The sequence below is a fragment of the Isoptericola sp. NPDC060185 genome (genome assembly GCF_042728595.1).
Lineage (GTDB): Bacteria > Actinomycetota > Actinomycetes > Actinomycetales > Cellulomonadaceae > Isoptericola.
Map to the genome: position 1 here is coordinate 84,003 of NZ_JBHWYY010000007.1, position 19,690 is coordinate 103,692.

Genomic DNA, 19,690 nt, shown 5'->3' on the forward strand with positions numbered 1-19,690 from the left:
GTGGCAGTGACTTTCACCGACGAGGCTCAGGCCGGGGGCATCGCCCTCGTGGAGCGCACCGACGTGAGCGTGGTGGACATGTGGGGCGAGATCGACATCGCCCTGCGCAACGAGGCGAGCGCGGCGCTCGCGCGGGCGTTCGAGCGGGATCTTCCCGTGGTCGTCGACACCTCGCGGGTGACCTTCATCGACTCCGCCGGGGTGGCGTTCCTCGTCCAGCTCTGCCGTATCGGCCGCGACGAGGGGCTGCGCGTCTCGCTGCACCGGCCGCCGGCCGCGGTGCTGGACGTGCTGCGGATGCTCGAGCTCGACGTGCCGCCGGAGACCGGCGCCGACTGGGGTCGGGTCCCGACGGCTCCCACGCCCACGGCCCCGCACAGCCTGGCGGGCTGACCGCCCCGATTCCCGCGTCGGCGGGCGTGCGTCAGTGGTCGCGGCCGCTCGCCGCGAGCGCGGCGGCCCCGACGATGCCGGCGCGGTTGCGCAGCGTGGCGGGGATGATCGGCGCGCGCAGGTGGAGCAGCGGCAGGAACTTCTCGTGGTGCTTGCTCACCCCGCCCCCGACGACGATGAGCTCGGGGGCGAGCAGCATCTCGACCGTCTCGAAGTAGCGCTGCAGGCGCTCCGCCCACTGGTGCCATGACAGGTCGTGCCGCTCGCGCGCGGACTCGGCGGCACGAGACTCGGCGTCGTGCCCGTCGATCTCGAGGTGGCCCAGCTCCGTGTTCGGCACGAGCACGCCGTCCACGAGCAGCGCGGACCCGATCCCGGTGCCGAGCGTGACCATGAGGACGACGCCGTCGCGCCCCTGCGCGGCGCCGAACCTCTGCTCGCCGACACCCGCGGCGTCGGCGTCGTTGACGGCGGTCACCTCGCGGCCGGTCGCCTCGCGGGCCAGGGCGGGCAGGTCCACGCCCTTCCACGACTTGTGCAGGTTGGCGATGAATCGGACGACGCCGTGGTCCATCGGGGCGGGGAAGGCGACGCCGACGGGCACGTGCTGCGGGAGGTCGAAGGAGTCGATCAGCTCGGCCAGCACGCCGGCCACGGCTTCCGGGGTCGACCGTTCGGGGGTGGGGATGCGGCGGCGCTCGTCCGCGAACTCTCCCGTCGCGAGGTCGACGGGAGCCCCCTTGATCCCGGACCCGCCGATGTCGATGCCGAACGCGACCGGCTGCGCTGCCTCCACCATGGGCCCTATCTTGAGGCAGGATCGTCCTATGAGCGACACAAGCCCGGTGCAGTACTGGTACAACACCAAGACCGGCGAGGTCGAGGAGAGCCGCGACCGTTCCAGCTGGAGCCACCGGATGGGCCCGTATCCGACGCGGGAGGCGGCCCGCAACGCCCTGGACTCGGCGCAGCGCCGCAACGACGCGTGGGAGGACGAGGACGCCGATTGGCGCGGCAAGGCCTGACGGCGGCGCCCCGCTCGAGGGTGGATGGACCTGACGGCCGATGAGTCCACGCCCCGCGCGGGGTCGACCTCCGCATGACGACGACTGTCGAGGCGAACGGCGTCCGGCTGGGCGTGGAGCACTTCGGGGACGCGGCGGCTCCGCTGGTCCTGTGCGCGGGCGGGACGACGATGCTCTCGTGGCCCGACGCGGTGTGCGAGGCGGTGGCCCGCGGAGGGCGGCACGTCGTGCGGTACGACCTGCGGGACGCGGGCGCGTCGACGACGGCTGATCCGGATGCCCCGGGCTACACCCTGCGCGACCTCGCCGCCGACGCCGCGGCGCTCGCCCGGGAGCTGGACGACCGGCTGGCCCACCTGGCGGGCGTCGGCGTCGGCGGCATGGTCGCCCAGGTCGCCGCGCTCGACCACCCGGAGGCGTTCGCGGCGCTGACGCTGGTGGGGACGCGCGCCGTCGCGCCGGGACCGGTCGACGACGACCTGCCCGACCACGACGCCGCGACGATGGGCCGGCTGTTCTCGCGGCCGATGCCGGACTGGGCGGACCGGGAGGCCGTCGCCGAGCATGCCGCCGCGAGCGCCGAGATTCTCGGGGACGACCCGGCGGCGGCCCGCGCTCTCGCCGGGCGCGTCTGGGACCGCACGCCGGGCACGGCCCCCGCCGTGCAGCGGGCCAACCAGCTGGGCACGGTGTTCGCCGTGCTCGACTGCTCGCCGCGGTGGCGGGAGCGCCTCTCGGAGGTCGCCGTGCCGGCGCTGGTGGTGCACGGCCGGCGTGACCCGTTCTTCCCGGTCGGCAACGCGGACGCGCTCGCCCGCGAGATCTCGGGCGCGCGGCTGCTGGTGCTCGAGGACGCGTCGACGGCGGTCCCGGACGAGGACGCGGGCGGGGTGGCGGCGGCGATGCTCGCCCTGGAGGACGGGTAGCGGCGTCGCCTACGCGTCGTCGACGGCGTCGTCGATGCCCTCGTGGATCCGCAGCAGGAGCCCGTGCAGCACGGCGCGCTCCTGCACGGACAGCGGGGCCAGGACCTCGTCCTGGACGGCGGCGGCGTCCTGCCGCAGCGCGGCGAGGAGCCGCACTCCGGGCGGAGTGAGCGCGAGGACGACGCGGCGCCGGTCGGCGGGGTCGCGGTCGCGGCTCACCAGGCCGCGCCCCGCGAGCTCGTCCACGACCTTCGTCACGTCGCTGGGGTGGATGCCGAACCGGGCGCCGACGTCGCGCTGGGACTGGGGCCCGACGTCGTCGAGCGTCGCCAGCACCGCCAGGTCCCACAGCCGCAGCCCGCGCTCGCCCAGCCGGTGGGCCAGGCGGGCGCGGGCGCGCTTGCCCGTCTGGGCGAGGAGAAAGGTGCTCAGGGCGGACAGGGTCGGCGGGGTCGAGGACACATCTCTACTGTAAGGTGCGCACCAATAGTTGGTCCGAACCTATGATCGGAGACCTGTGGACGCCCTGCACCCGCGACTGCTCGTGAGCCGCTTCGACGTGTGCTTCCGCTTCTACGACGCGGTGCTGCCGCTGCTGGTCGGCGCCCGGCTGGCGCGGGGCACGGAGGCGGGGCCGTACGCGAGCTGGGACATCGGGTCCGAGGGGGCCGTGACGCTCCTGGACCGAGCGACGATGGCGTCGATCGCGGGCACGGCGGGCCTGCCGTCCGACGCCCCGCAGCAGGACGCGGCAATGCTGGTCAGCCGGGTCGCCGACGTCGCCGAGGGCTACGCCCTGTGCCTGGCCCACGGGGCCGCGCCGGTCGCCCCGCCGACCGCCCGGCCCGAGTGGGGGCCGACGACCCGGACGGCGCACGTGCGCGACCCCGAGGGGAACCTGTGGGAGCTGCAGAGCTACTGAGGCCGCCCGAGCGGCCCGGCTAGCGCTCGAAGGAGTGCGCGGCGTCGGGGAACGTGCCCCGACGGACCTCGTCGGCGTAGTCCTGCGCGGCCTGGCGCAGCAGGTTGCCGACCTCGGCGAACCGGCGCGCGAACCGCGGCGACCAGTCGGTCATGCCGGCCATGTCGGTCCACACGAGCACCTGGCCGTCGACGCGGGGCCCGGCCCCGATGCCGATGGTGGGGATGCGCAGGATCTCGGTGGCGCGGGCGGCGACCTCCACCGGCACCATCTCGAGCACGACGGCGACGGCGCCGGCCTCCTGGACCGCGAGCGCGTCCTCGCACAGCGCCTCGGCGGCGTCGTCCCCGCGGCCCTGGACGCGCGGCCCGCCGAGGATGTTCTCCGACTGCGGGGTGAACCCGAGGTGGCCCACGACGGGGATGCCGGCGTCGGTGAGCGCGCGGATCTGGGCGGCCGAGCGGCGCCCGCCCTCGAGCTTGACGGCCGCGGCGCCGGTCTCCTTCATGATCCGCACGGCGGACGCGAGCGCCTGCTCGGCGCCGGCCTCGTAGGACCCGAAGGGCAGGTCGACGACGACGAGCGCGTGCTCGGCCGCGCGGGCGACGGCGCGGGCCGGCGGGATCATGTCGTCGAGGGTCACGGGCAGCGTCGTGGCGTGCCCGTGCATGGTGTTGCCGATCGAGTCGCCGACGAGCAGCAGGTCCAGGCCGGCGGCGTCGAAGAGCCGGGCCGTGACGGCGTCGTACGCCGTGAGCATTGTGAGCTTCTCGCCGCGCTCCTTGGCCTCGGCCAGGTGATGGACCCGCACGCGACGGCGGCGGGTCAGGTCGGCGGCGGGGGAGGGCGCGGCGGCGTCGGCGGTGGCGTCGTGACCGGGGTTCGACATGCCGGTCAGCCTATGCCTCCGACCCGCGGTACCGGATATCCGTCCAGGTCCCGGCCGGGGCGGACCGGGCCGCGTCCACGACATACCCCGTTAACACTTCTCGGGCAGGATGGGTGCATGGACAGGCAGCAGGAGTTCGTGCTCCGCACGGTCGAGGAGCGCGACATCCGCTTCATCCGGCTCTGGTTCACCGACGTGCTCGGCGTGCTGAAGTCGGTGGCGGTCGCCCCGGCCGAGCTCGAGCAGGCGTTCACGGAGGGCATCGGCTTCGACGGCAGCTCCATCGAGGGGCTGACGCGGGTCTACGAGGCGGACATGATCGCCAAGCCCGACCCGACGACGTTCCAGGTGCTGCCGTGGCGCGGCGACCGGCACGGCACCGGCCGCATGTTCTGCGACATCCTCACGCCCGACGGCGAGCCCTCCCTCGCGGACAGCCGCAACGTGCTCAAGCGCGCGCTGGCCAAGGCGAGCGACAAGGGGTTCACCTTCTACACGCACCCCGAGGTGGAGTTCTACCTGTTCAACCAGGTGTCCTCCCCGGAGGAGCCGCTGGTCCCCGTCGACAACGGCGGCTACTTCGACCACCTGGCGCGCGGCAGCACGCACGACTTCCGCCGAGCCGCGATCACGATGCTCGAGTCCATGGGCATCTCGGTGGAGTTCTCCCACCACGAGGCGGGCCCGGGCCAGAACGAGATCGACCTGCGCTACGCGGACGCGCTCACCACGGCCGACAACCTCATGACCTTCCGCACGGTGGTCAAGGAGGTCGCGCTGGAGCAGGGCGTCTTCGCGTCGTTCATGCCCAAGCCGATGGTCGACCAGCCCGGCTCCGGCATGCACACGCACCTGTCGCTGTTCGAGGACGACCGCAACGCCTTCCACGAGCCGGGCGCCCAGTTCGAGCTGTCCAAGACGGCGCGGCAGTTCATCGCGGGCCTCCTGGTGCACGCGGCCGAGATCACGGCGGTGACCAACCAGTACGTCAACTCCTACAAGCGGCTGTGGGGCGGCGCCGAGGCGCCGAGCTACATCTGCTGGGGCCACAACAACCGCTCCGCCCTCGTGCGCGTGCCCATGTACAAGCCGGGCAAGGGCAACTCCGCCCGCGTGGAGTACCGGGCGCTCGACTCCGCCACCAACCCCTACCTCGCGTTCGCGGTGCTGCTGGCCGCGGGGCTGAAGGGCATCGAGGACGGCTACGAGCTGCCGGAGGCCACCGGCGACGACGTGTGGGAGCTCACCGACCGGGAGCGTCGCGCGCTCGGCATCGCGCCGCTGCCGCAGTCGCTGAACGAGGCGATCGAGCTCATGGAGCGCTCGGAGCTCGTGGCCGAGACGCTGGGGGAGCACGTCTTCGACTTCGTGCTGCGCAACAAGCGGCAGGAGTGGGACGCCTACCGCGCCCAGGTCACGCCCTACGAGCTGCGCCGGTTCCTGCAGTTCCTGTGACACGTCCCGTGACGGCGCGGCGTTCCACCCTCACCGGCAGGCTGCTGCACGCCGGGTTCGCCGACCTCACGCGGTCGGCGAGCCTCTGGTCCGATGCCGCATTGCAGGAGGCGCTCGACGCGCCGGGACGGGAGGACGCGCTGCTGGCGGCGCTGGGGGCGTGCGCCGACGCCGACCTCGCGCTGCTCCAGCTCGTGCGGCTGGCGGAGTCGCCCGAGGCCCGGGAGCGCCTCGGAGAGCTGCTCGACGCCGCGTCGCCGCGGGCGCGCACGCGCCTGGTCGCGGTGCTGGGGGCGTCTTCCGCGCTCGGCGACGAGGTGGTGCGGCGCCCCGAGCTCCTCGACGTGGTCGCCGTCCCGGACGGCGCGTCGGAGGGCGCCGAGCCGGAGCGCGCGGCGGACGACGACGAGGACCGGGACGACGACGACCGGGCCGACGACGGGGCCGGCGCCCCCGGCCCGCGGACGCACGCCGGGCCTGCCGCCGTCCGCGCCGCGCTGCTGCGCGCCGTCGGGGCCGACCCGGAGGCGGACGTGCCGGTGGCGGCCGACCCGGCGGGCGAGCCGGGCACCGCCTGGCCCGACCCCGGCGCGGCCACCACCACCGACGCGCTGCGCCGCGCGTACCGCGAGCGGCTCCTGGCCCTCGCCGCCGACGACCTCACCGCGGGAGAGCCGCTGACGCGCCTGCCCGTGGTCGCCGCCGCGCTCGCCGACCTGGCCGCCGCCGCGCTGGAGGCGGCGCTCGCCGTGGCGCGCGCCGAGCTGGACGACCACGGCGCCGGCGTGCGCCTCGCCGTCATCGGGATGGGCAAGACCGGCGGGCGGGAGCTCAACTACGTCTCCGACGTCGACGTCGTCTACGTCTGCGAACCGGGGGAGGGGCCGGACGGCGGGCAGCTCGACGAGGACACGGCGCTGGCCACGGGCACCCGGCTCGCCGCCGGGCTGCAGCGGGTCTGCTCCGCGACGTCCGCCGAGCCCGCCCTGTGGCCCGTCGACGCCGCGCTGCGGCCCGAGGGGGCCCAGGGCCCGCTGGTGCGCACGCTCGCGAGCCACGTCGCCTACTACGAGCGGTGGGCCGAGACCTGGGAGTTCCAGGCGCTGCTCAAGGCGCGCCCGATCGCCGGGGACGCCACCCTCGGGCACGACTACCGCGCCGCCGTCGACCCGTTCATCTGGTCGGCCGTGCACCGCGAGCACTTCGTGGAGGACGCCCGCGCGATGCGGCGCCGGGTCGAGGCCCACGTGCCACCCGCCGAGGCCGACCGGCAGATCAAGCTCGGCAAGGGCGGCCTGCGCGACGTCGAGTTCACCGTGCAGCTGCTGCAGCTCGTGCACGGGCGGGCCGACCCGCAGATCCGCTCGCCGCACACCCTGTCGGCGCTGGCGGCGCTCGCGGCCGGTGGCTATGTCGGGCGCGAGCACGCCGCGCGGATGGCGGTCTGCTACCGGTTCCTGCGAGCGCTGGAGCACCGGGTGCAGCTGTTCCGGCTGCGGCGCACCCACCTGCTGCCCACGTCCGAGGAGGACCTGCGCCGTCTGGCCCGGTCGCTCGGCATGCGTGCCGAGGGCGCCAAGGGCCTGCTGGAGCGGTGGCGCGCGACCCGCCGCGAGGTGCGCGCCCTGCACGAGGAGGTCTTCTACCGGCCGCTGCTGCCGGCGTCGGCGCAGTTGTCGGACGCGGAGCTCTCGCTCTCGCCCGGGGTGGCGCGCGAGCGCTTCGCCGCGGTCGGGTACCGCGACCCCGACGGCGCGCTGCGGCACGTGGCCGCGCTGACGTCGGGCACGTCGCGGCGCGCGGCGCTGCAGCGCCAGCTGCTGCCCGTGCTGCTCGGCTGGTTCGCCGAGGGGGCCGACCCGGACGCGGGGCTGCTGGCGTTCCGCAAGCTCTCGGAGGAGCTGGGCGCCACGCCGTGGTACCTGCGCCTGCTGCGCGACTCCGAGAACGCCGCCTACCACCTCACCCAGCTCCTGGCCTCGTCCACCTACCTCGCCGACGCGCTGGCCCGGTCGCCGGAGTCCGTGCGCTGGCTGGCGGACACGTCGGGCCTGGAGCCGCGGGGCGCGCAGCGGCTGGCCGCCGAGGTGGACGCCCTCCTCACCCGGGCCGACGAGCCGCAGCCGGCCGCGCGGCGGCTGCGCGCCCTGCGCCGCCGCGAGCTCGCCCGCACCGGTGCCGCGGAGGTGCTCGGCCTGCTGCCGCCGGTCGACGCCGCGGCCGCGATCTCCGACGCGGCCGACGTCGCGCTGGTCGGCGGGCTGCGGGTCGCCGGGCACGCCGCCCGCGCCGAGCTCGGCCTCGGCCCGTCGCCGGACGCCGACCCGACCCGGATGCTCGTGGTCGCGATGGGCCGGCTCGGAGGCCGCGAGATGGGCTACGGCTCCGACGCGGACGTGATGTTCGTGCACGACCCTCTGCCCGGCGTCGAGCCGAAGCTCGCCCAGGACTTCGCCACCCGCGTCGCCACGCGGCTGCGGGCGCTGCTGTCCGAGGTCGGGCCCGAGCCCGCCCTTCCCGTCGACGCGGACCTGCGGCCAGAGGGCCGGCAGGGTCCGCTGGTGCGCACCCTCGCCTCATACGCCGAGTACTACGAGCGGTGGTCCAGCGGGTGGGAGGCGCAGGCGCTGCTGCGCGCCCGGCCGGTGGCGGGCGACGTCGCGGGCGAGGGCTCGATCGGTGCGCGGTTCGAGGCGGTCGTCGACCCGCTGCGCTACCCCGACGGCGGGCTCGACGACGCCCGGGTGCGCGAGGTGCGGCGCATCAAGGCGCGGGTCGAGGCGGAGCGGCTGCCGCGCGGGGCCGACCCGGCGCGACACCTCAAGCTCGGCCGGGGCGGCGTCTCCGACGTGGAGTGGACCGCGCAGCTCCTGCAGCTCCAGCACGCCGCGGCGGTGCCGGGCCTGCGCACCACCGGCACGGTCGCGGCGCTCGACGCCGCGGAGCGCGCCGGCCTGCTCGACGCCGAGGACGCGGCGCAGCTGCGCGACGCGTGGGTGCTCGCGTCGCGGCTGCGGTCGGCCGTCGTGCTCTGGTCCGGGCGCACCACCGGCGCGCAGGTGGACCAGCTGCCGCACGACTCCCGCGACCTCACCGGCGTCGCCGACCTGCTCGGCGACGTCGGCACCGGGGGAGAGCTCGAGGAGCTCTACCTGCGCACCGCCCGTCGCGCCCGCGCCGTCGTGGAGCGCGTCTTCTACGGCGAGGAGTGACGGCCGAGGTAGTCCCGTCCTCGCCCAGGTAGTCCCGAGCCCCGCGAGGTAGTTCCGTTCTCGCCGAGGTAGTTCCGGATGGGCCGAGGTCGTCCCACGCGCGGCAGAGGCCGTTGCTCGTGACACGTGACCTCGCTAGGTTTGCGAGGTGCGGTGACTAATCCGCTCTCAATGCCGAGAGACAGGGAACTTCATGACGCAACACCGAACCGTCCAGCGTGGCCTCGCGGCCGCGGCGGGTCTGCTCGTCGGCCTGGTGGGCATGCTCGCCCCCGCGGCGTCGGCCTCCGCCGCCGAAGGAGCGGGCGAGCCCGCGTGCCCGGCGACCTGGTCGTCCACGACGGCCTACGGCGGCGGCCGGACGGCGGCGCACCACGGGCGCGCGTGGGAGGCCCGCTGGTGGACGCAGGGCAACACCCCCGGTTCGACGGGCGTGTGGGTCGACCAGGGGCCGTGCGCGGACGGGGGCGACGACTTCGTCGTGAGCCGGGCGGAGTTCGACGCGCTCTTCCCGGACCGGGACCCGTTCTACACGTACGACGGGCTCGTGGACGCCCTCGGCGCGTACCCGGCCTTCGCCAGCACCGGCACCGAGACGACGCGCACGCGCGAGGTGGCGGCGTTCCTCACCCACGCCGACTTCGAGTCCGTGGGGCTTCGGTACGTCAAGGAGATCAACGAGGCCAACTACTGGATCAAGTGCGACCGGTCCCAGCCGTTCGGCTGCCCGGCCGGCCAGGAGGCGTACTACGGCCGCGGGCCGATCATGTTCAGCTGGAACTTCAACTACAAGGCCGCGGGCGACGCCCTCGGGATCGACCTGCTGAACGACCCCTGGCTCGTCGAGACCGACCCGTCGATCGCCTGGCAGACCGCCCTCTGGTACTGGAACACGCAGAACGGCCCGGGCGTGATGACCTCCCACGAGGCGATGGTCAGCGGCGCCGGGTTCGGACAGACCATCAACTCCCTCAACGGGGCGCTGGAGTGCGGTGGCGGCAACCCCGCGTCGGTCGACGCGCGGGTCGAGCGCTACGAGCGCATCACCGGTGTGCTCGGCGTCTCGCCGGGCTCGGGACTGCGCTGCTGAGCAGGGCTCCCGCGAGCGCCCGTGGGTACGGCAGAATCTGGGACATGCAACGACCCATGCCGTCGCCCGCGGGCGTCTCGCCCGCCTGCTCGCACCCGGTGGGAGCGGTCGCGTGAGCGCCGGCCTCCTCGGCCTGCTCGACGACGTCGCCGCGATCGCGAAGCTCGCCGCCGCGTCCCTGGACGACGTCGGCGCCGCCGCCGCGAAGGCGACGGCGAAGGCCGCGGGCGTCGTCGTCGACGACACCGCCGTGACGCCGCAGTACGTGCACGGTGTCGCCGCGAACCGCGAGATCCCGATCGTCAAGAAGATCGCCAAGGGCTCGATCCGGAACAAGGTGTTCTACATCCTCCCGGTGGCCCTGATCCTCAGCCAGTGGGCGGAGTGGCTGCTCACGCCGATCCTCATGGTGGGCGGCACGTACCTGGCCTTCGAGGGCGCCGAGAAGATCTGGGGCCGACTGCGCGGGCACGAGGGGCACGACAAGCCCGCTGCCGCCGTCGGCCCGGACGCCGAGAAGACCCTCGTCGCCGGAGCCGTGCGCACCGACCTGATCCTGTCCGCCGAGATCATGGTCATCGCCCTCAACGAGGTGGCCCACGAGCCGTTCTTCTCGCGGCTGATCATCCTGCTGATCGTCGCCCTCGCCATCACCGTGGTGGTGTACGGCGTCGTCGGGCTCATCGTGCGGATGGACGACATGGGCCTCGCGCTCGCGGGCCGCGACTCCCGTGGCAGCCAGCGTGTGGGCCGCGCCCTGGTCACGGGGATGCCCAAGGTGCTCGCCGTGATCTCCGTGGTCGGCACCGTCGCGATGCTGTGGGTGGGCGGGCACATCCTGCTGACGGGCACGGACGAGCTCGGCTGGCACGCGCCCTACGAGTTCGTGCACCACCTGGAGGAGGCAGTCGCGCACGCCGTGCCCGGCATCGGCGGGTTCCTCGGCTGGCTCGTCAACACGTTCTTCTCCGCGCTGATCGGCGTCGTGGTCGGCGCCGTCGTCCTCGCGGTGATGCACGTGCTGCCGTTCGGCAAGTCCCACGACGACGGGCACGACGACCTGCCGGCGACGGACACCGAGCCGGCCGCGGGCCACGACGCGCCGGAGGGCGACGACCGGACCCGCTGAGGATCACTCGGCGGATGCGAGGGTGAGCAGCCGGAGACGGTGCCCGGCGTACCAGGTCGCGGCGGCGAACGCGCCGATCACGAGGGCGAGCGCGAGGCCTGTGCCGACGTCGGACGCGACCAGGCCGGACGGCGCGACCGACCCCGTGAGCGACAGGGCCCACTGCTGCACGCTGAGGTTCCGCGCCCCGGGCACGAAGCTGCCCACGAGGCTCTCCCAGAGCAGGGCGTACACCAGGCCGATGATCACCGCGTGCCGGGTGAGGATCGACAGGAGCAGGAAGAGCACCGCGTACACCGCGCCGGCAGCGAGCGCCCCCAGGCCGAAGGCGAGCGCGGCCCGCGGGCCGAGGCCGAGCACGACGGCCGCGACGACGGTCGGCACCACCGCGAACGCCAGCACCGCCCCGAGCGCCACGGCGAGCTTGCTCTGGACGATCGTGTGCCGGGAGACCGGCTTCGCCAGCAGGTGCACGATCGAGCCGTCGTCGATCTCGGGGGCGATCGCGCCGGTGCCGACGACGAGGCCGAACAGCGGCAGGAACGTCCCGAAGGTCACGCCCTGGAGCAGGGTCGCCGCTTCGGCCTCGGTGACGGGGACCAGGAGGCGCGCGAGGACGGCGATGCCGACGATGAGCAGGGCGAGGGCCGCGAGCAGCCACACGCGCCGGCCGCCCAGCATCCCGCGGGCGGTCAGGCGGACGACGGTGCCGTTCACGACGGGTCCCTCCGTGCGGTCGAGGTGGTGCGGGACGAGCTGTCGACGAGGTAGGAGAACACGCTCTCCAGGGACTCGTCGGCGGGGGTGACCTCGTACAGGCGGACGCCGGCGTCGCGCGCGACGCGGGGCAGGAGCGCGGCGAACCGCAAGAACTCGCTCGCCTGCACCCGCAGCCCGCCGGCGTCGAGGCTGACCCCTGCGGTCGAGCCGTCGGCCACCAGCGCGGAGGCGAGCGCGCGGTCGTCGCTGGAGGAGATGGTGTAGCGGTGGGGCCGGTCGGTCATGAGCCGGCGGATCTCGCGGTAGTCGCCGGACGCCGCGTGCCGGCCGGAGACGACGACCTCGATCTGGTGCGCCAGCTGCTCGACCTCCTCGAGGATGTGCGAGCTGAACAGCACGGTGCGGCCCTCGTCGCCCATGGTGCGCAGCAGCCCGATGAGGTGCAGGCGCTGCCGGGGGTCCATGCCGTTGAACGGCTCGTCCAGGAGCAGCACGGCGGGGTCGTGCACCAGCGCGGACGCCATCTTGACGCGCTGCTTCATGCCCTTGGAGTACTCGCCCACCTTGCGGTCCTGGGCGTCCGTCATGTCGACGGTGACCAGCGCGCGGTCGGCGGCCGCGCCCGGGTCGGGCAGGCCCTGCAGCTCGGCGCTCGCGCGCACGAGCTGGCGGCCCGTGAGGAAGTCGTACGTCGCCTCCCGCTCGGTGACGATCCCGAGGGTGCGGTAGATCTCCTGGTTCTTCCAGGTGGGCGCGCCGTCGAGGGTCACCGCTCCGGCGGACGGCGGCAGGAAGCCGCCGAGCATGTGGATCAGCGTGGACTTGCCGGCGCCGTTGGGCCCGAGCAGCCCGGTGATGCCCGGGCCCACCGCCATCGTGACGTCGTTGACGGCGACGACGTTGCCGAACCAGCGGGAGCAGGCGTCGATCCGCAGCGTGGCCATCAGAGCCGCACCCTCCGGTATCGGGCCGCGACCGCCGCGTAGCAGAGCGCGATCACCCCGAGGGTCACCGCGAGGAAGACGACGCCGGCGGCGCCGCCGGACGGCCCGGCCGGGGACGACGGCTCGGCGCCGAACGCCCAGACCTGCACCCCGTCCACGAGCGTCATCGGCGAGAACAGGCCGATCCACCCGGCGGTGGCCGGGTCGTCGGCGTCGAAGGCCACCAGGGCCTGGAGGCTGGTGACGACGGCGTAGGTGAGCGCGAGGACGGTGACGATGGCGGCCACACCGAACCCGCGGCGCGCCGTCCACGACGCGATGAGGACCGCGACGCCGGAGAGGATCGCGGCGAACAGGAGGGCGCCGACCAGCGCCTCGAGCAGGTCGACCGTCTGCCGGCCGGCGTCGAAGCCGGCGGCGAGCGCGCCGAGGTACATGACCAGGAGCGGCGCCGTGAGGAGGAGGAAGACCGCCGTCGCGACCGCCGCGAGCTTCGCGCGTGCGTAGTCCACCCGTTCCAGCGGCCGCGCGAGGTACAGCGGCAGGGTGTGGAACCGCAGGTCGAGGGACACGGCCTGCGGCGCGGCCACGGCGAGGAAGATGGCGACGGCCGCCTGCGTCACCATCGCGTACCGGGTGTACGGCAGCACCGGGCCGGTGATCGACCCCTGGCCGGCCAGGACCACGGTGACGACGGCGAGGATCACGGCCGGCAGCAGCATCAGGGCGACCAGGCCCATGGGCACGACCTTCGACCGCGGCGCGCGGCCCAGCCCGAAGACGCCCCGCAGCGTGTGGGTGTAGAGCCCGAGGGCGATCCCGCGTCGGCCGAGCCGCGGGCCCTCGTACTCGCGGTAGCCGATGTCGTGGATGACACCGGCGGGCGGGTCAGACGGCGGCATCGTCAACCTCCTGGTCGAACACCTCGGAGATGTGGTGGCGGCGCGGCGTCAGCCGGACCAGCCCGTACCCGCGGTCCGCGACGACGTCACGGACCACGTCGTAGGTCGCGTCGCCGTCGAGCCCGACGAGGAGCAGCGCGCCCTCGCGCGAGACCCGCAGCCCGGCGGCCGTCAGCGCCGCCGCCGCGTCGTCCGCGTCCGTGGTCACCTCGACGGCGAGCTGCGCGCTGGCGCGGGTGAAGTCGGCGACGGCGGACGAGCGCAGCAGCACGCCCGCGTCGACCACGACCACGTGGTCGCAGATGCGCTCGAGCTCGCCGAGCAGGTGCGAGGTCACGAGCACGGAGATGCCGAACTCGTCGTAGATGCGGCGGACCAGGTCGAGCATCTCGTCGCGGCCGGCCGGGTCGAGACCGTTGGTCGGCTCGTCGAGAAAGACGACGTCCGGGTCGTGCACCAGGGCCTGCGCGAGCTTCACGCGCTGCTTCATGCCGGTGGAGTACCCGCCGACCGGGCGGTAGCGCTCCTCGTACAGCCCGACGTGCCGCAGCGTGTCCGCGGCGCGCTCGCGGGCCGCGTCCGCGGGGAGCCCCGACACGCGGGCGAGGTGGACCACGAGCTCGGTGGCCGACATGTCGCTCGGCAGGCAGTCGTGCTCGGGCATGTACCCGACCCGTGCGCGCAGCGCGGCCCCGTCCGCGCGGATGTCGTGCCCGAGGACGGTCGCCGTGCCAGACGTCGGCGCCGCGAGGCCGAGGAGGATCTTGATCAGCGTCGACTTGCCCGCCCCGTTGGCGCCGACGAGTCCCGTGACGCCGTCGCCGACCTCGATCGACAGGCGGTCGAGCGCGGTGACCCGCGGGTAGCGTTTGGTGAGCTCATCGGTGGTGATGACTGGCACGAGCCCGACCGTAGCCCCGCACGTCATCCGCCGGAACCCCTCGCCGCCGCCGTTCAGGGGGAAGTCAGGGTGAACCCTCACGGCCGCGGGCGCCTCGGGTGCCCCACCGGCCGCCGGTCGAACTGATGTTCGAACCCTGGCTATCCTTGCGGCGTGGGACAGAGGGAGGGCCGCCCGAGCGGGCGGCCGACGGGCGCAGTCGACCGCGTGCCGCTGCGGGACGCGGCCGAGGGTGCGCCCGGCAGGTCGCGGCAGGGCGCGCACATCACGAGGCCGGACCGCGGCATCCCCGTGCGGGCGTGGATCACGTCGCGCCAGTCCGGTGAGCAGCTCGTCGAGGGCGAGGCCACCGCCTGGACAAACACCCAGGTGCACGTGCGGTATGTCGACGCCCACGGTCGCGAGGGGTTCGTCTGGCTGTGGGCGGGGGCGGTCACGCGGCGGTGAGCGTGCTGGGACACTGGGCGGCGTGCAGATCGACTTCCCGATGACGACCGCGGACTACCTCGCGTTCAACGTCCACGTGATCCGGACGTCCGCCGTCCTCCGCTCCCAGCAGACGCGGCAGCGAGCGGTCGCGGCCGCGGCCACCGCCTTGATCCTGCTGACCCTGATCGGCGTCCTCGGGGACGACTGGGTGGGTGGTGGCGTCGCCGCCGCCATCGGCGCGGTGGGGGTGTGGTGCACCCTGCCGTGGGCCAACCGTCGGCACGCCGTCCGCACCCTGCGTAGGCTCGCGGCCCACGACGGTCTCGGCATCACCGGTGACGCCCGACTGACCCTCGACGACGCCGGCCTCCACGAGACCCTGGGTGGCATGTCGACGACGGTCCCGTGGACCGGTGTCGAGCGGATCGAGGAGACCGACAGCCACGTCTTCGTCTTCATCGGGCCGCACGCCGCCTTGACCGTGCCGAAGTCCGCGACGCACGCGGCGCAGGCGCTCGACGAGATCCGCAGACGAGCCCTCGCGGCCGGGTGACCGTCGGCCCGGGCGGCAACGACGAACGGCGGCCGACCCACCCGGCGCCGTAGGGCTCCGGGAGCGTCGGCCGCCGTTCCGGCGACATCAGCGGGCCCTGGCGGGCCGCCGATCAGATGTCGTAGTAGAGCTCGAAGTCGAGTGCGGTCCAGGGGACACGTGGAGACCGTTGGTTGTGTTGGTTTGTCCGTTTCTTGTGTTGGCTTCGTTGGGTCTTGCCGGTAGTCCTGGGGACTAAGTGGGGATCTGAGGGGACCAACACGGACCGCTTCACCCGGCGCCCAGGGCGCCACAAGTGGCGGTCCGTCTGCTACCGTGACGCCCATAACCGAAAACGGCCCCGCCAGGTGCTACCAACACCAGACGGGGCCTGACCACCCAAGAGGACGGAACCCTCTCGATGGCTACCCCGCAGCATAGCGGGGGAGTGGCGACGCCGCCGCGACCCCTGCGCATCAACGCCCACGCGCCCCTCTGGCGCATCGTCGACGCCCTCGCGGCGTCCGGCTGGGGCGACCTCCGCGACGCCCCGCAGAGCGTCCGCACGTACCTCCTGGCCCTCGGCCGCATCGCCGACGCCCGGTCCGGCATCGCCGAGACCACCGACGCCCAGGTCGCCGAGCGTGCCGGGCTGTCCGTGCGCACCATCATGCGTGCCCGGTCCTGGCTCGAGGAGCGGGAGCTGCTCGTCGTCATGCGCCGCGGCGCCCGCCAGGGCCTCCGGGGTGTCGCGTCCCTGCTCTCGGTCACGAAGCGCGCCCTGGTGGCGATGCTCCCGGCCGCCCGCGCCGGCAAGGACGCCCGCACCCGGGCCCGCGGCGCTCGCCCCGGCGGTGCTCCCAACCTGACACGGTGGCGCGCCTTCCCCTCCTCTCGGAGGAAGACGGGCGCCGCACCGCGGCAGCCCCGGCCTGACGGCCCGACGAACATCCAGAAGCAGCTGGTCGAGGAGGCCGCGCACGCGGCCGCCAACCCCGTCCGCCCCGAGACTCTCGCCAGCATCCGCGCGCTCATCGCGCGCCGCTGACACCTGCCCACCGAGCACCACCACCACGAAGGAGAGACCCGATGTCCCAGCAGCGCACCGCCCGCCTCAACCCCGACACCATGCCCGTCCTTATCGTCGCCGTGCTCCTCGCCGCCGGCCTCGCCGCCGTCAGCTTCGCGCTGTCCTTCGCCGGGCTCGTCGGCGTCAGCTCCTGGGCCCACGTCCCGCACCGCCTCATCTGGGCCGTGCCCGTCATGCTCGACTCCGCGATCGTCGTCTACACCCTCGCCATCCTCGTGAAGCGCGCACGGCACGAGCGCGCCGTCGGCGCCTGGGCCACCCTCGCGCTCTGGACCGCCGTGTCCGTGGCCGCCAACGCCGCCCACGCCGCCGGCGTCCCCGACACCTGGCAGCGCGCCGTCGGGACCGTCGTCGCCGCCCTCGCCCCGATCGCCGTCCTCCTCGCCACCCACACGATCGCGGACCTCATCGTCGCCCGGACGGACGCGGCCGCGAGCGCCGGGGAGGACGAGGTGTCCGCGGAGTGGGACGCCGCGCGTGAGACGGACACAGACTCCCCGTCCGGGACGGCTGCGACGTCCGGCCCGTCCGTCGTCCGCCGGCACCCGACGCCCCGCCCGCGGGGACGCGCCGCCGAGCACCGGGACGAGATCGTCCGCCTGGCCGCCGAGGGGCTGTCCGTCCGGGCGATCGCCGAGCGGGTGGAGGTCGGGAAGTCGGCCGTCGCCGAGCTGCTGCGCCGTGAGGTCGCCGGCGGGGCGGTGACGGCGTGAACTTCACCCGCTCCAACGGATGCGCGCCCAGGGCATCGGCCCGCAGACTTCGGGTCGTGAGGAGTGTCCGGGCCGTGGTCGTCGTGCTCCTCGCGGCCATCGCGGTGACGATCACGCCCCTCCTGCCCGAGGCGGCCGAGCTCTCCGCGGGCCCCGTGAGGGTGGCAGGGACCCTCGGCCCTGGGCGCGCGCTGGTCGTCCCGCCCGTGGTCGACGACAGCGAGCGCGCCCTGCGGCGAGAGACGGCCCGCTCGGCCGTCGAGGCCCACTACGAGAAGGTCTATGGCGTGCGGATCACGCACACCTCTGCCGCCAAGGCGTGCGGGCGGCCCGTGCCCGACGACGGCGTGATCGGCTGCTACAAGGGCACGGCCGAGGGCGGTGGCGCTATCACGATCGCCGCATCCAGCACGACGTACCGCACCACGAAGGGGCGCTACTGGGTCGACCAGCTGATCCGTCACGAGGTCGCGCACGCCCTGATCCTGCGGACGTGCGACACGACCCGGCCGGCGTCCGCGGGGGTGCGCGAGGAGTCCGCCACCGACGCCTACGCCGTGCTCTACCTCGGCGCCGACCGCGAGGTCTTCGACAAGCACTCGATGTACGGCCCGATCCGGAAGATCGACTACATGGACGCGCGCCGGATCCATGCCGGGGACTGCGGCTGAGCGGCGCCCGGGCCCTCGGTCACCGACGCGTGACGGCGGACGCCCACACCCACGCCCAGCCCTCGCGGCCGCCGGCGTCGAGGTAGCGGACGCGGACCTGGCGCGAGGTCCAGGCGATGGCCCAGCCGTCGATCTCGGCCTCGCGCTGGTCTCGGCCGTAGGTGATCCACGCGGACACCGCGGGCGGCTGCTCCGGCTCGACGACTCGCTCGCCGGCGCGGGCGCCCTTCGGCGCGTCGATCGCGTGGTCGCGCAGCGGCACCGTCTCCACGGCGCCAGGCCAGCCTCCCGGCGGCGGCCGTCGCCTTGTCCCCATGCCGCCAGGGTAGAACACACGTTCGGGCACGACGAAGACGCCCCCGCCCACCCGTGAAGGGTGGACGGGGGCGTCCGTGTCCGGTCAGCCCGGGGTGACGTCGAGCGCCGTCCGCACGGCGGCGTCCTTCGCCTCGAGGAGCTTGCGCAGCGCGACCGTCCGCTCCGGCGTCCGGGGCAGCATCGCGACGACGTCGTAGGCCAGGCAGTAGAACCGGAACGAAACGTCGCGCAACGGCTCCTTCGTCAGGTGGTCGTAGGCGAACCACCGCAGCATCGGCTCCTCGTCCATCACGCCTCCCGCTGCTCGTCCGCGGCCGTCAGCGTGTCCGTGTCCGCCGTCAGGGTGGTGTCCGTGTCCGGAACCTCAGGCAGGAGGTCGATCGCCGTCCGGATCAGGGTCACGAGCGCGGCCGTCACCGCCTGCGTCAGCAGCAGCGGCCAGGAGATGTCCGAGAACGCGACAGCGGACGCGAGCGCCGCCGCGAGCGTCTGCGCGAACGTCCGGACGACGCGGTCGAGCACGGCCGCCCAGCGTGTCCGTCCGCCGCCGAGCTCGGGCAGGTTCGCGAGCGACGTCGCGACGGACAGCGCGGCCGCGAGCGCGAGCGCGAGGAGCGTCTGCCAGACGTCGTCCCAGCCGCCGCCGACCAGGGGCGCGAGGAGCGGGAGCGCGGCCGCGAGGACCGTGTAGAGGGCGCGCAGGCCGGCGGCGCGCCAGAACGTGAGGGTGAGGATCACCGCTTCTCCTTCCGCAGGGCCTGGTAGGCGCGCTCGGTCGTCGGGCCCCACACGCCGTCGGCCTTCACGCCGAGGACGCGCTGGATGGCCTGCACGGTGCGGTCGTGCGCGGCGCGGGACTTCGGGCCCCACTTGCCGTCGTCGTCGGCGCCGACGGCGCGCTGCGTGGCGGCGACGCCGTGCGGGAACTTCGAGCCGCGGAACCGGGACGCGGCGCGCACGTCCTCGAGGCGCTTCTCGGTGTCCGGGCCCCAGAGGTTGTCGCGCTGCTTCCACGGGAAGCCGACGGCCTCCTGCAGCTGCTGCACGCGCCGGTCGCCCTTGGGCGTGGTGGTGTACCGGTCGCCGAGGTTCGTGGACGCGGACACGTCGACGTGGAGGTGGTCGCGGTGGCCGGCGGCGGAGCCGTGCGTGCCGCGCAGCGCGTAGATCACGCCCAGGCCCATGCTCTGCGCGACCTGGATCGCGTACTGCGCCGCGGTGCGCTCGGACGCCGGCGAGCCCGCGGGCCCGTAGTTCAGGTCCGCGGCGAGGCCGTCGTAGTGCCACGACCCCTTCGTGTGCACCGGGTGCACGCCCCCGTAGTCGGGGTGCTCCGCCACGCGGAAGCCGTAGGCGTGCGCCCACTTCAGGAAGGCGCGCAGGGTCGACGCGCTGGCGGACTGACGTCCGATGCCCATGGTGAGTCCCT

24 protein-coding genes are annotated in these 19,690 nt (G+C 74.2%); 13 read left to right on the forward strand and 11 right to left on the reverse strand.

Annotation, left to right across the window (positions count from 1 at the left end; translation table 11 throughout):
• The first annotated feature begins 6 nt into the window (after positions 1 to 6).
• Entirely contained in the window at positions 7 to 393 is a 387-nt protein-coding gene (locus tag ACFWDO_RS04735; protein ID WP_380318756.1) for an STAS domain-containing protein, read from the forward strand.
• Positions 394 to 424: 31 nt separating this feature from the next.
• Here ACFWDO_RS04735 and ppgK read toward each other — a convergent pair whose 3' ends face one another.
• On the reverse strand, positions 425 to 1,192 hold the full coding sequence (ppgK, locus tag ACFWDO_RS04740) for a polyphosphate--glucose phosphotransferase (RefSeq protein WP_380318753.1): 768 nt from the start codon (positions 1,190 to 1,192) through the stop codon (positions 425 to 427).
• Between the two features lie 28 nt (positions 1,193 to 1,220).
• Between ppgK and ACFWDO_RS04745 the strand changes: the two genes are divergently transcribed.
• Positions 1,221 to 1,418 carry an SPOR domain-containing protein gene (locus tag ACFWDO_RS04745; protein WP_380318750.1) on the forward strand — a complete coding sequence of 66 codons (198 nt, stop codon included), beginning with the start codon at positions 1,221 to 1,223 and terminating at the stop codon, positions 1,416 to 1,418.
• A 74-nt stretch (positions 1,419 to 1,492) separates the two neighbouring features.
• On the forward strand, positions 1,493 to 2,344 hold the full coding sequence (locus tag ACFWDO_RS04750; protein ID WP_380318748.1) for an alpha/beta fold hydrolase: 852 nt from the start codon (positions 1,493 to 1,495) through the stop codon (positions 2,342 to 2,344).
• Positions 2,345 to 2,353: 9 nt separating this feature from the next.
• On the opposite strand, the gene ACFWDO_RS04755 is transcribed toward ACFWDO_RS04750, so the two are convergent.
• A complete protein-coding gene (locus tag ACFWDO_RS04755) occupies positions 2,354 to 2,806 on the reverse strand; it encodes a MarR family winged helix-turn-helix transcriptional regulator (RefSeq protein WP_380318745.1) in 453 nt (150 codons plus the stop codon).
• A 55-nt stretch (positions 2,807 to 2,861) separates the two neighbouring features.
• On the opposite strand from ACFWDO_RS04755, the gene ACFWDO_RS04760 reads away from it, so the two are divergent.
• A complete protein-coding gene (locus tag ACFWDO_RS04760) occupies positions 2,862 to 3,266 on the forward strand; it encodes a VOC family protein (protein WP_380318742.1) in 405 nt (134 codons plus the stop codon).
• Positions 3,267 to 3,285: 19 nt separating this feature from the next.
• Here ACFWDO_RS04760 and panB read toward each other — a convergent pair whose 3' ends face one another.
• Positions 3,286 to 4,155 (reverse strand): 3-methyl-2-oxobutanoate hydroxymethyltransferase, encoded by an 870-nt coding sequence (gene panB, locus ACFWDO_RS04765; RefSeq protein ID WP_380318739.1) that lies wholly within the window; start codon positions 4,153 to 4,155, stop codon positions 3,286 to 3,288.
• Between the two features lie 117 nt (positions 4,156 to 4,272).
• On the opposite strand from panB, the gene glnA reads away from it, so the two are divergent.
• The 4 genes from glnA to ACFWDO_RS04785 all read left to right on the forward strand — a co-directional run bounded on the left by glnA (position 4,273) and on the right by ACFWDO_RS04785 (position 11,041).
• Positions 4,273 to 5,610 (forward strand): type I glutamate--ammonia ligase, encoded by a 1,338-nt coding sequence (gene glnA, locus ACFWDO_RS04770; RefSeq protein WP_380318736.1) that lies wholly within the window; start codon positions 4,273 to 4,275, stop codon positions 5,608 to 5,610.
• Positions 5,607 to 8,822, forward strand: a complete 3,216-nt coding sequence (locus ACFWDO_RS04775; RefSeq protein ID WP_380318733.1) for a bifunctional [glutamine synthetase] adenylyltransferase/[glutamine synthetase]-adenylyl-L-tyrosine phosphorylase — start codon at positions 5,607 to 5,609, stop codon at positions 8,820 to 8,822. Before glnA ends, ACFWDO_RS04775 begins: the two co-directional genes overlap by 4 nt.
• 193 nt (positions 8,823 to 9,015) lie before the next feature.
• Positions 9,016 to 9,912, forward strand: a complete 897-nt coding sequence (locus ACFWDO_RS04780; RefSeq protein WP_380318730.1) for a glycoside hydrolase family 19 protein — start codon at positions 9,016 to 9,018, stop codon at positions 9,910 to 9,912.
• A 112-nt stretch (positions 9,913 to 10,024) separates the two neighbouring features.
• Positions 10,025 to 11,041 carry a DUF808 domain-containing protein gene (locus ACFWDO_RS04785; protein ID WP_380318728.1) on the forward strand — a complete coding sequence of 339 codons (1,017 nt, stop codon included), beginning with the start codon at positions 10,025 to 10,027 and terminating at the stop codon, positions 11,039 to 11,041.
• A gap of 3 nt (positions 11,042 to 11,044) precedes the next feature.
• Here ACFWDO_RS04785 and ACFWDO_RS04790 read toward each other — a convergent pair whose 3' ends face one another.
• The 4 genes from ACFWDO_RS04790 to ACFWDO_RS04805 are packed head-to-tail and all read right to left on the reverse strand — an operon-like array spanning position 11,045 to position 14,508.
• Positions 11,045 to 11,758: an ABC transporter permease gene (locus ACFWDO_RS04790; protein WP_380318726.1), complete on the reverse strand. Its 714-nt coding sequence runs from the start codon at positions 11,756 to 11,758 to the stop codon at positions 11,045 to 11,047.
• Positions 11,755 to 12,705: an ABC transporter ATP-binding protein gene (locus ACFWDO_RS04795; protein WP_380318723.1), complete on the reverse strand. Its 951-nt coding sequence runs from the start codon at positions 12,703 to 12,705 to the stop codon at positions 11,755 to 11,757. Before ACFWDO_RS04795 ends, ACFWDO_RS04790 begins: the two co-directional genes overlap by 4 nt.
• Positions 12,705 to 13,607 (reverse strand): ABC transporter permease, encoded by a 903-nt coding sequence (locus ACFWDO_RS04800; RefSeq protein ID WP_380318720.1) that lies wholly within the window; start codon positions 13,605 to 13,607, stop codon positions 12,705 to 12,707. Before ACFWDO_RS04800 ends, ACFWDO_RS04795 begins: the two co-directional genes overlap by 1 nt.
• Complete coding sequence (locus tag ACFWDO_RS04805; RefSeq protein ID WP_380318717.1) at positions 13,594 to 14,508, reverse strand: ABC transporter ATP-binding protein; 915 nt, start codon at positions 14,506 to 14,508, stop codon at positions 13,594 to 13,596. Before ACFWDO_RS04805 ends, ACFWDO_RS04800 begins: the two co-directional genes overlap by 14 nt.
• Positions 14,509 to 14,661: 153 nt before the next feature.
• Here ACFWDO_RS04805 and ACFWDO_RS04810 point away from each other — a divergent pair, with 153 nt between their 5' ends.
• The 5 genes from ACFWDO_RS04810 (at position 14,662) to ACFWDO_RS04830 (ending at position 17,943) form a co-directional block, all read left to right on the forward strand.
• Entirely contained in the window at positions 14,662 to 14,955 is a 294-nt protein-coding gene (locus tag ACFWDO_RS04810) for a hypothetical protein (RefSeq protein WP_380318714.1), read from the forward strand.
• Between the two features lie 22 nt (positions 14,956 to 14,977).
• Positions 14,978 to 15,490, forward strand: coding sequence for a YcxB family protein (locus tag ACFWDO_RS04815; protein WP_380318711.1), 513 nt, complete (start codon positions 14,978 to 14,980; stop codon positions 15,488 to 15,490).
• A 400-nt stretch (positions 15,491 to 15,890) separates the two neighbouring features.
• Positions 15,891 to 16,517 (forward strand): hypothetical protein, encoded by a 627-nt coding sequence (locus ACFWDO_RS04820; protein WP_380318708.1) that lies wholly within the window; start codon positions 15,891 to 15,893, stop codon positions 16,515 to 16,517.
• Positions 16,518 to 16,558: 41 nt separating this feature from the next.
• The gene (locus tag ACFWDO_RS04825) at positions 16,559 to 17,272 is read left to right on the forward strand and encodes a DUF2637 domain-containing protein (RefSeq protein WP_380318705.1); all 714 of its coding nucleotides are present in this window, start codon (positions 16,559 to 16,561) and stop codon (positions 17,270 to 17,272) included.
• Positions 17,273 to 17,328: 56 nt separating this feature from the next.
• Positions 17,329 to 17,943, forward strand: a complete 615-nt coding sequence (locus ACFWDO_RS04830; RefSeq protein ID WP_380318703.1) for a hypothetical protein — start codon at positions 17,329 to 17,331, stop codon at positions 17,941 to 17,943.
• Positions 17,944 to 17,962: 19 nt separating this feature from the next.
• Here the strand turns inward: ACFWDO_RS04830 and ACFWDO_RS04835 are convergent, their stop codons facing one another.
• The 4 genes from ACFWDO_RS04835 to ACFWDO_RS04850 all read right to left on the reverse strand — a co-directional run bounded on the left by ACFWDO_RS04835 (position 17,963) and on the right by ACFWDO_RS04850 (position 19,679).
• Positions 17,963 to 18,214, reverse strand: coding sequence for a hypothetical protein (locus ACFWDO_RS04835; RefSeq protein ID WP_380318701.1), 252 nt, complete (start codon positions 18,212 to 18,214; stop codon positions 17,963 to 17,965).
• Between the two features lie 129 nt (positions 18,215 to 18,343).
• Positions 18,344 to 18,550, reverse strand: a complete 207-nt coding sequence (locus ACFWDO_RS04840; RefSeq protein WP_380318699.1) for a hypothetical protein — start codon at positions 18,548 to 18,550, stop codon at positions 18,344 to 18,346.
• A complete protein-coding gene (locus tag ACFWDO_RS04845) occupies positions 18,550 to 18,999 on the reverse strand; it encodes a hypothetical protein (protein ID WP_380318696.1) in 450 nt (149 codons plus the stop codon). Before ACFWDO_RS04845 ends, ACFWDO_RS04840 begins: the two co-directional genes overlap by 1 nt.
• A complete protein-coding gene (locus ACFWDO_RS04850; RefSeq protein WP_380318693.1) occupies positions 18,996 to 19,679 on the reverse strand; it encodes a peptidoglycan-binding protein in 684 nt (227 codons plus the stop codon). Before ACFWDO_RS04850 ends, ACFWDO_RS04845 begins: the two co-directional genes overlap by 4 nt.
• Positions 19,680 to 19,690: the final 11 nt, after the last annotated feature.

Coding starts and splice junctions, on each gene's coding strand:
- ACFWDO_RS04840 (WP_380318699.1), bottom strand. CDS start 18,550: ATGGACGAGGAGCCGATGCTGCGGTGGTTCGCCTACGACCACCTGACG.
- ACFWDO_RS04820 (WP_380318708.1), top strand. CDS start 15,891: ATGGCTACCCCGCAGCATAGCGGGGGAGTGGCGACGCCGCCGCGACCC.
- ACFWDO_RS04745 (WP_380318750.1), top strand. CDS start 1,221: ATGAGCGACACAAGCCCGGTGCAGTACTGGTACAACACCAAGACCGGC.
- ACFWDO_RS04795 (WP_380318723.1), bottom strand. CDS start 12,705: ATGGCCACGCTGCGGATCGACGCCTGCTCCCGCTGGTTCGGCAACGTC.
- ACFWDO_RS04780 (WP_380318730.1), top strand. CDS start 9,016: ATGACGCAACACCGAACCGTCCAGCGTGGCCTCGCGGCCGCGGCGGGT.
- ACFWDO_RS04800 (WP_380318720.1), bottom strand. CDS start 13,607: ATGCCGCCGTCTGACCCGCCCGCCGGTGTCATCCACGACATCGGCTAC.
- glnA (WP_380318736.1), top strand. CDS start 4,273: ATGGACAGGCAGCAGGAGTTCGTGCTCCGCACGGTCGAGGAGCGCGAC.
- ACFWDO_RS04850 (WP_380318693.1), bottom strand. CDS start 19,679: ATGGGCATCGGACGTCAGTCCGCCAGCGCGTCGACCCTGCGCGCCTTC.
- ACFWDO_RS04750 (WP_380318748.1), top strand. CDS start 1,493: ATGACGACGACTGTCGAGGCGAACGGCGTCCGGCTGGGCGTGGAGCAC.
- ppgK (WP_380318753.1), bottom strand. CDS start 1,192: ATGGTGGAGGCAGCGCAGCCGGTCGCGTTCGGCATCGACATCGGCGGG.
- panB (WP_380318739.1), bottom strand. CDS start 4,155: ATGTCGAACCCCGGTCACGACGCCACCGCCGACGCCGCCGCGCCCTCC.
- ACFWDO_RS04825 (WP_380318705.1), top strand. CDS start 16,559: ATGTCCCAGCAGCGCACCGCCCGCCTCAACCCCGACACCATGCCCGTC.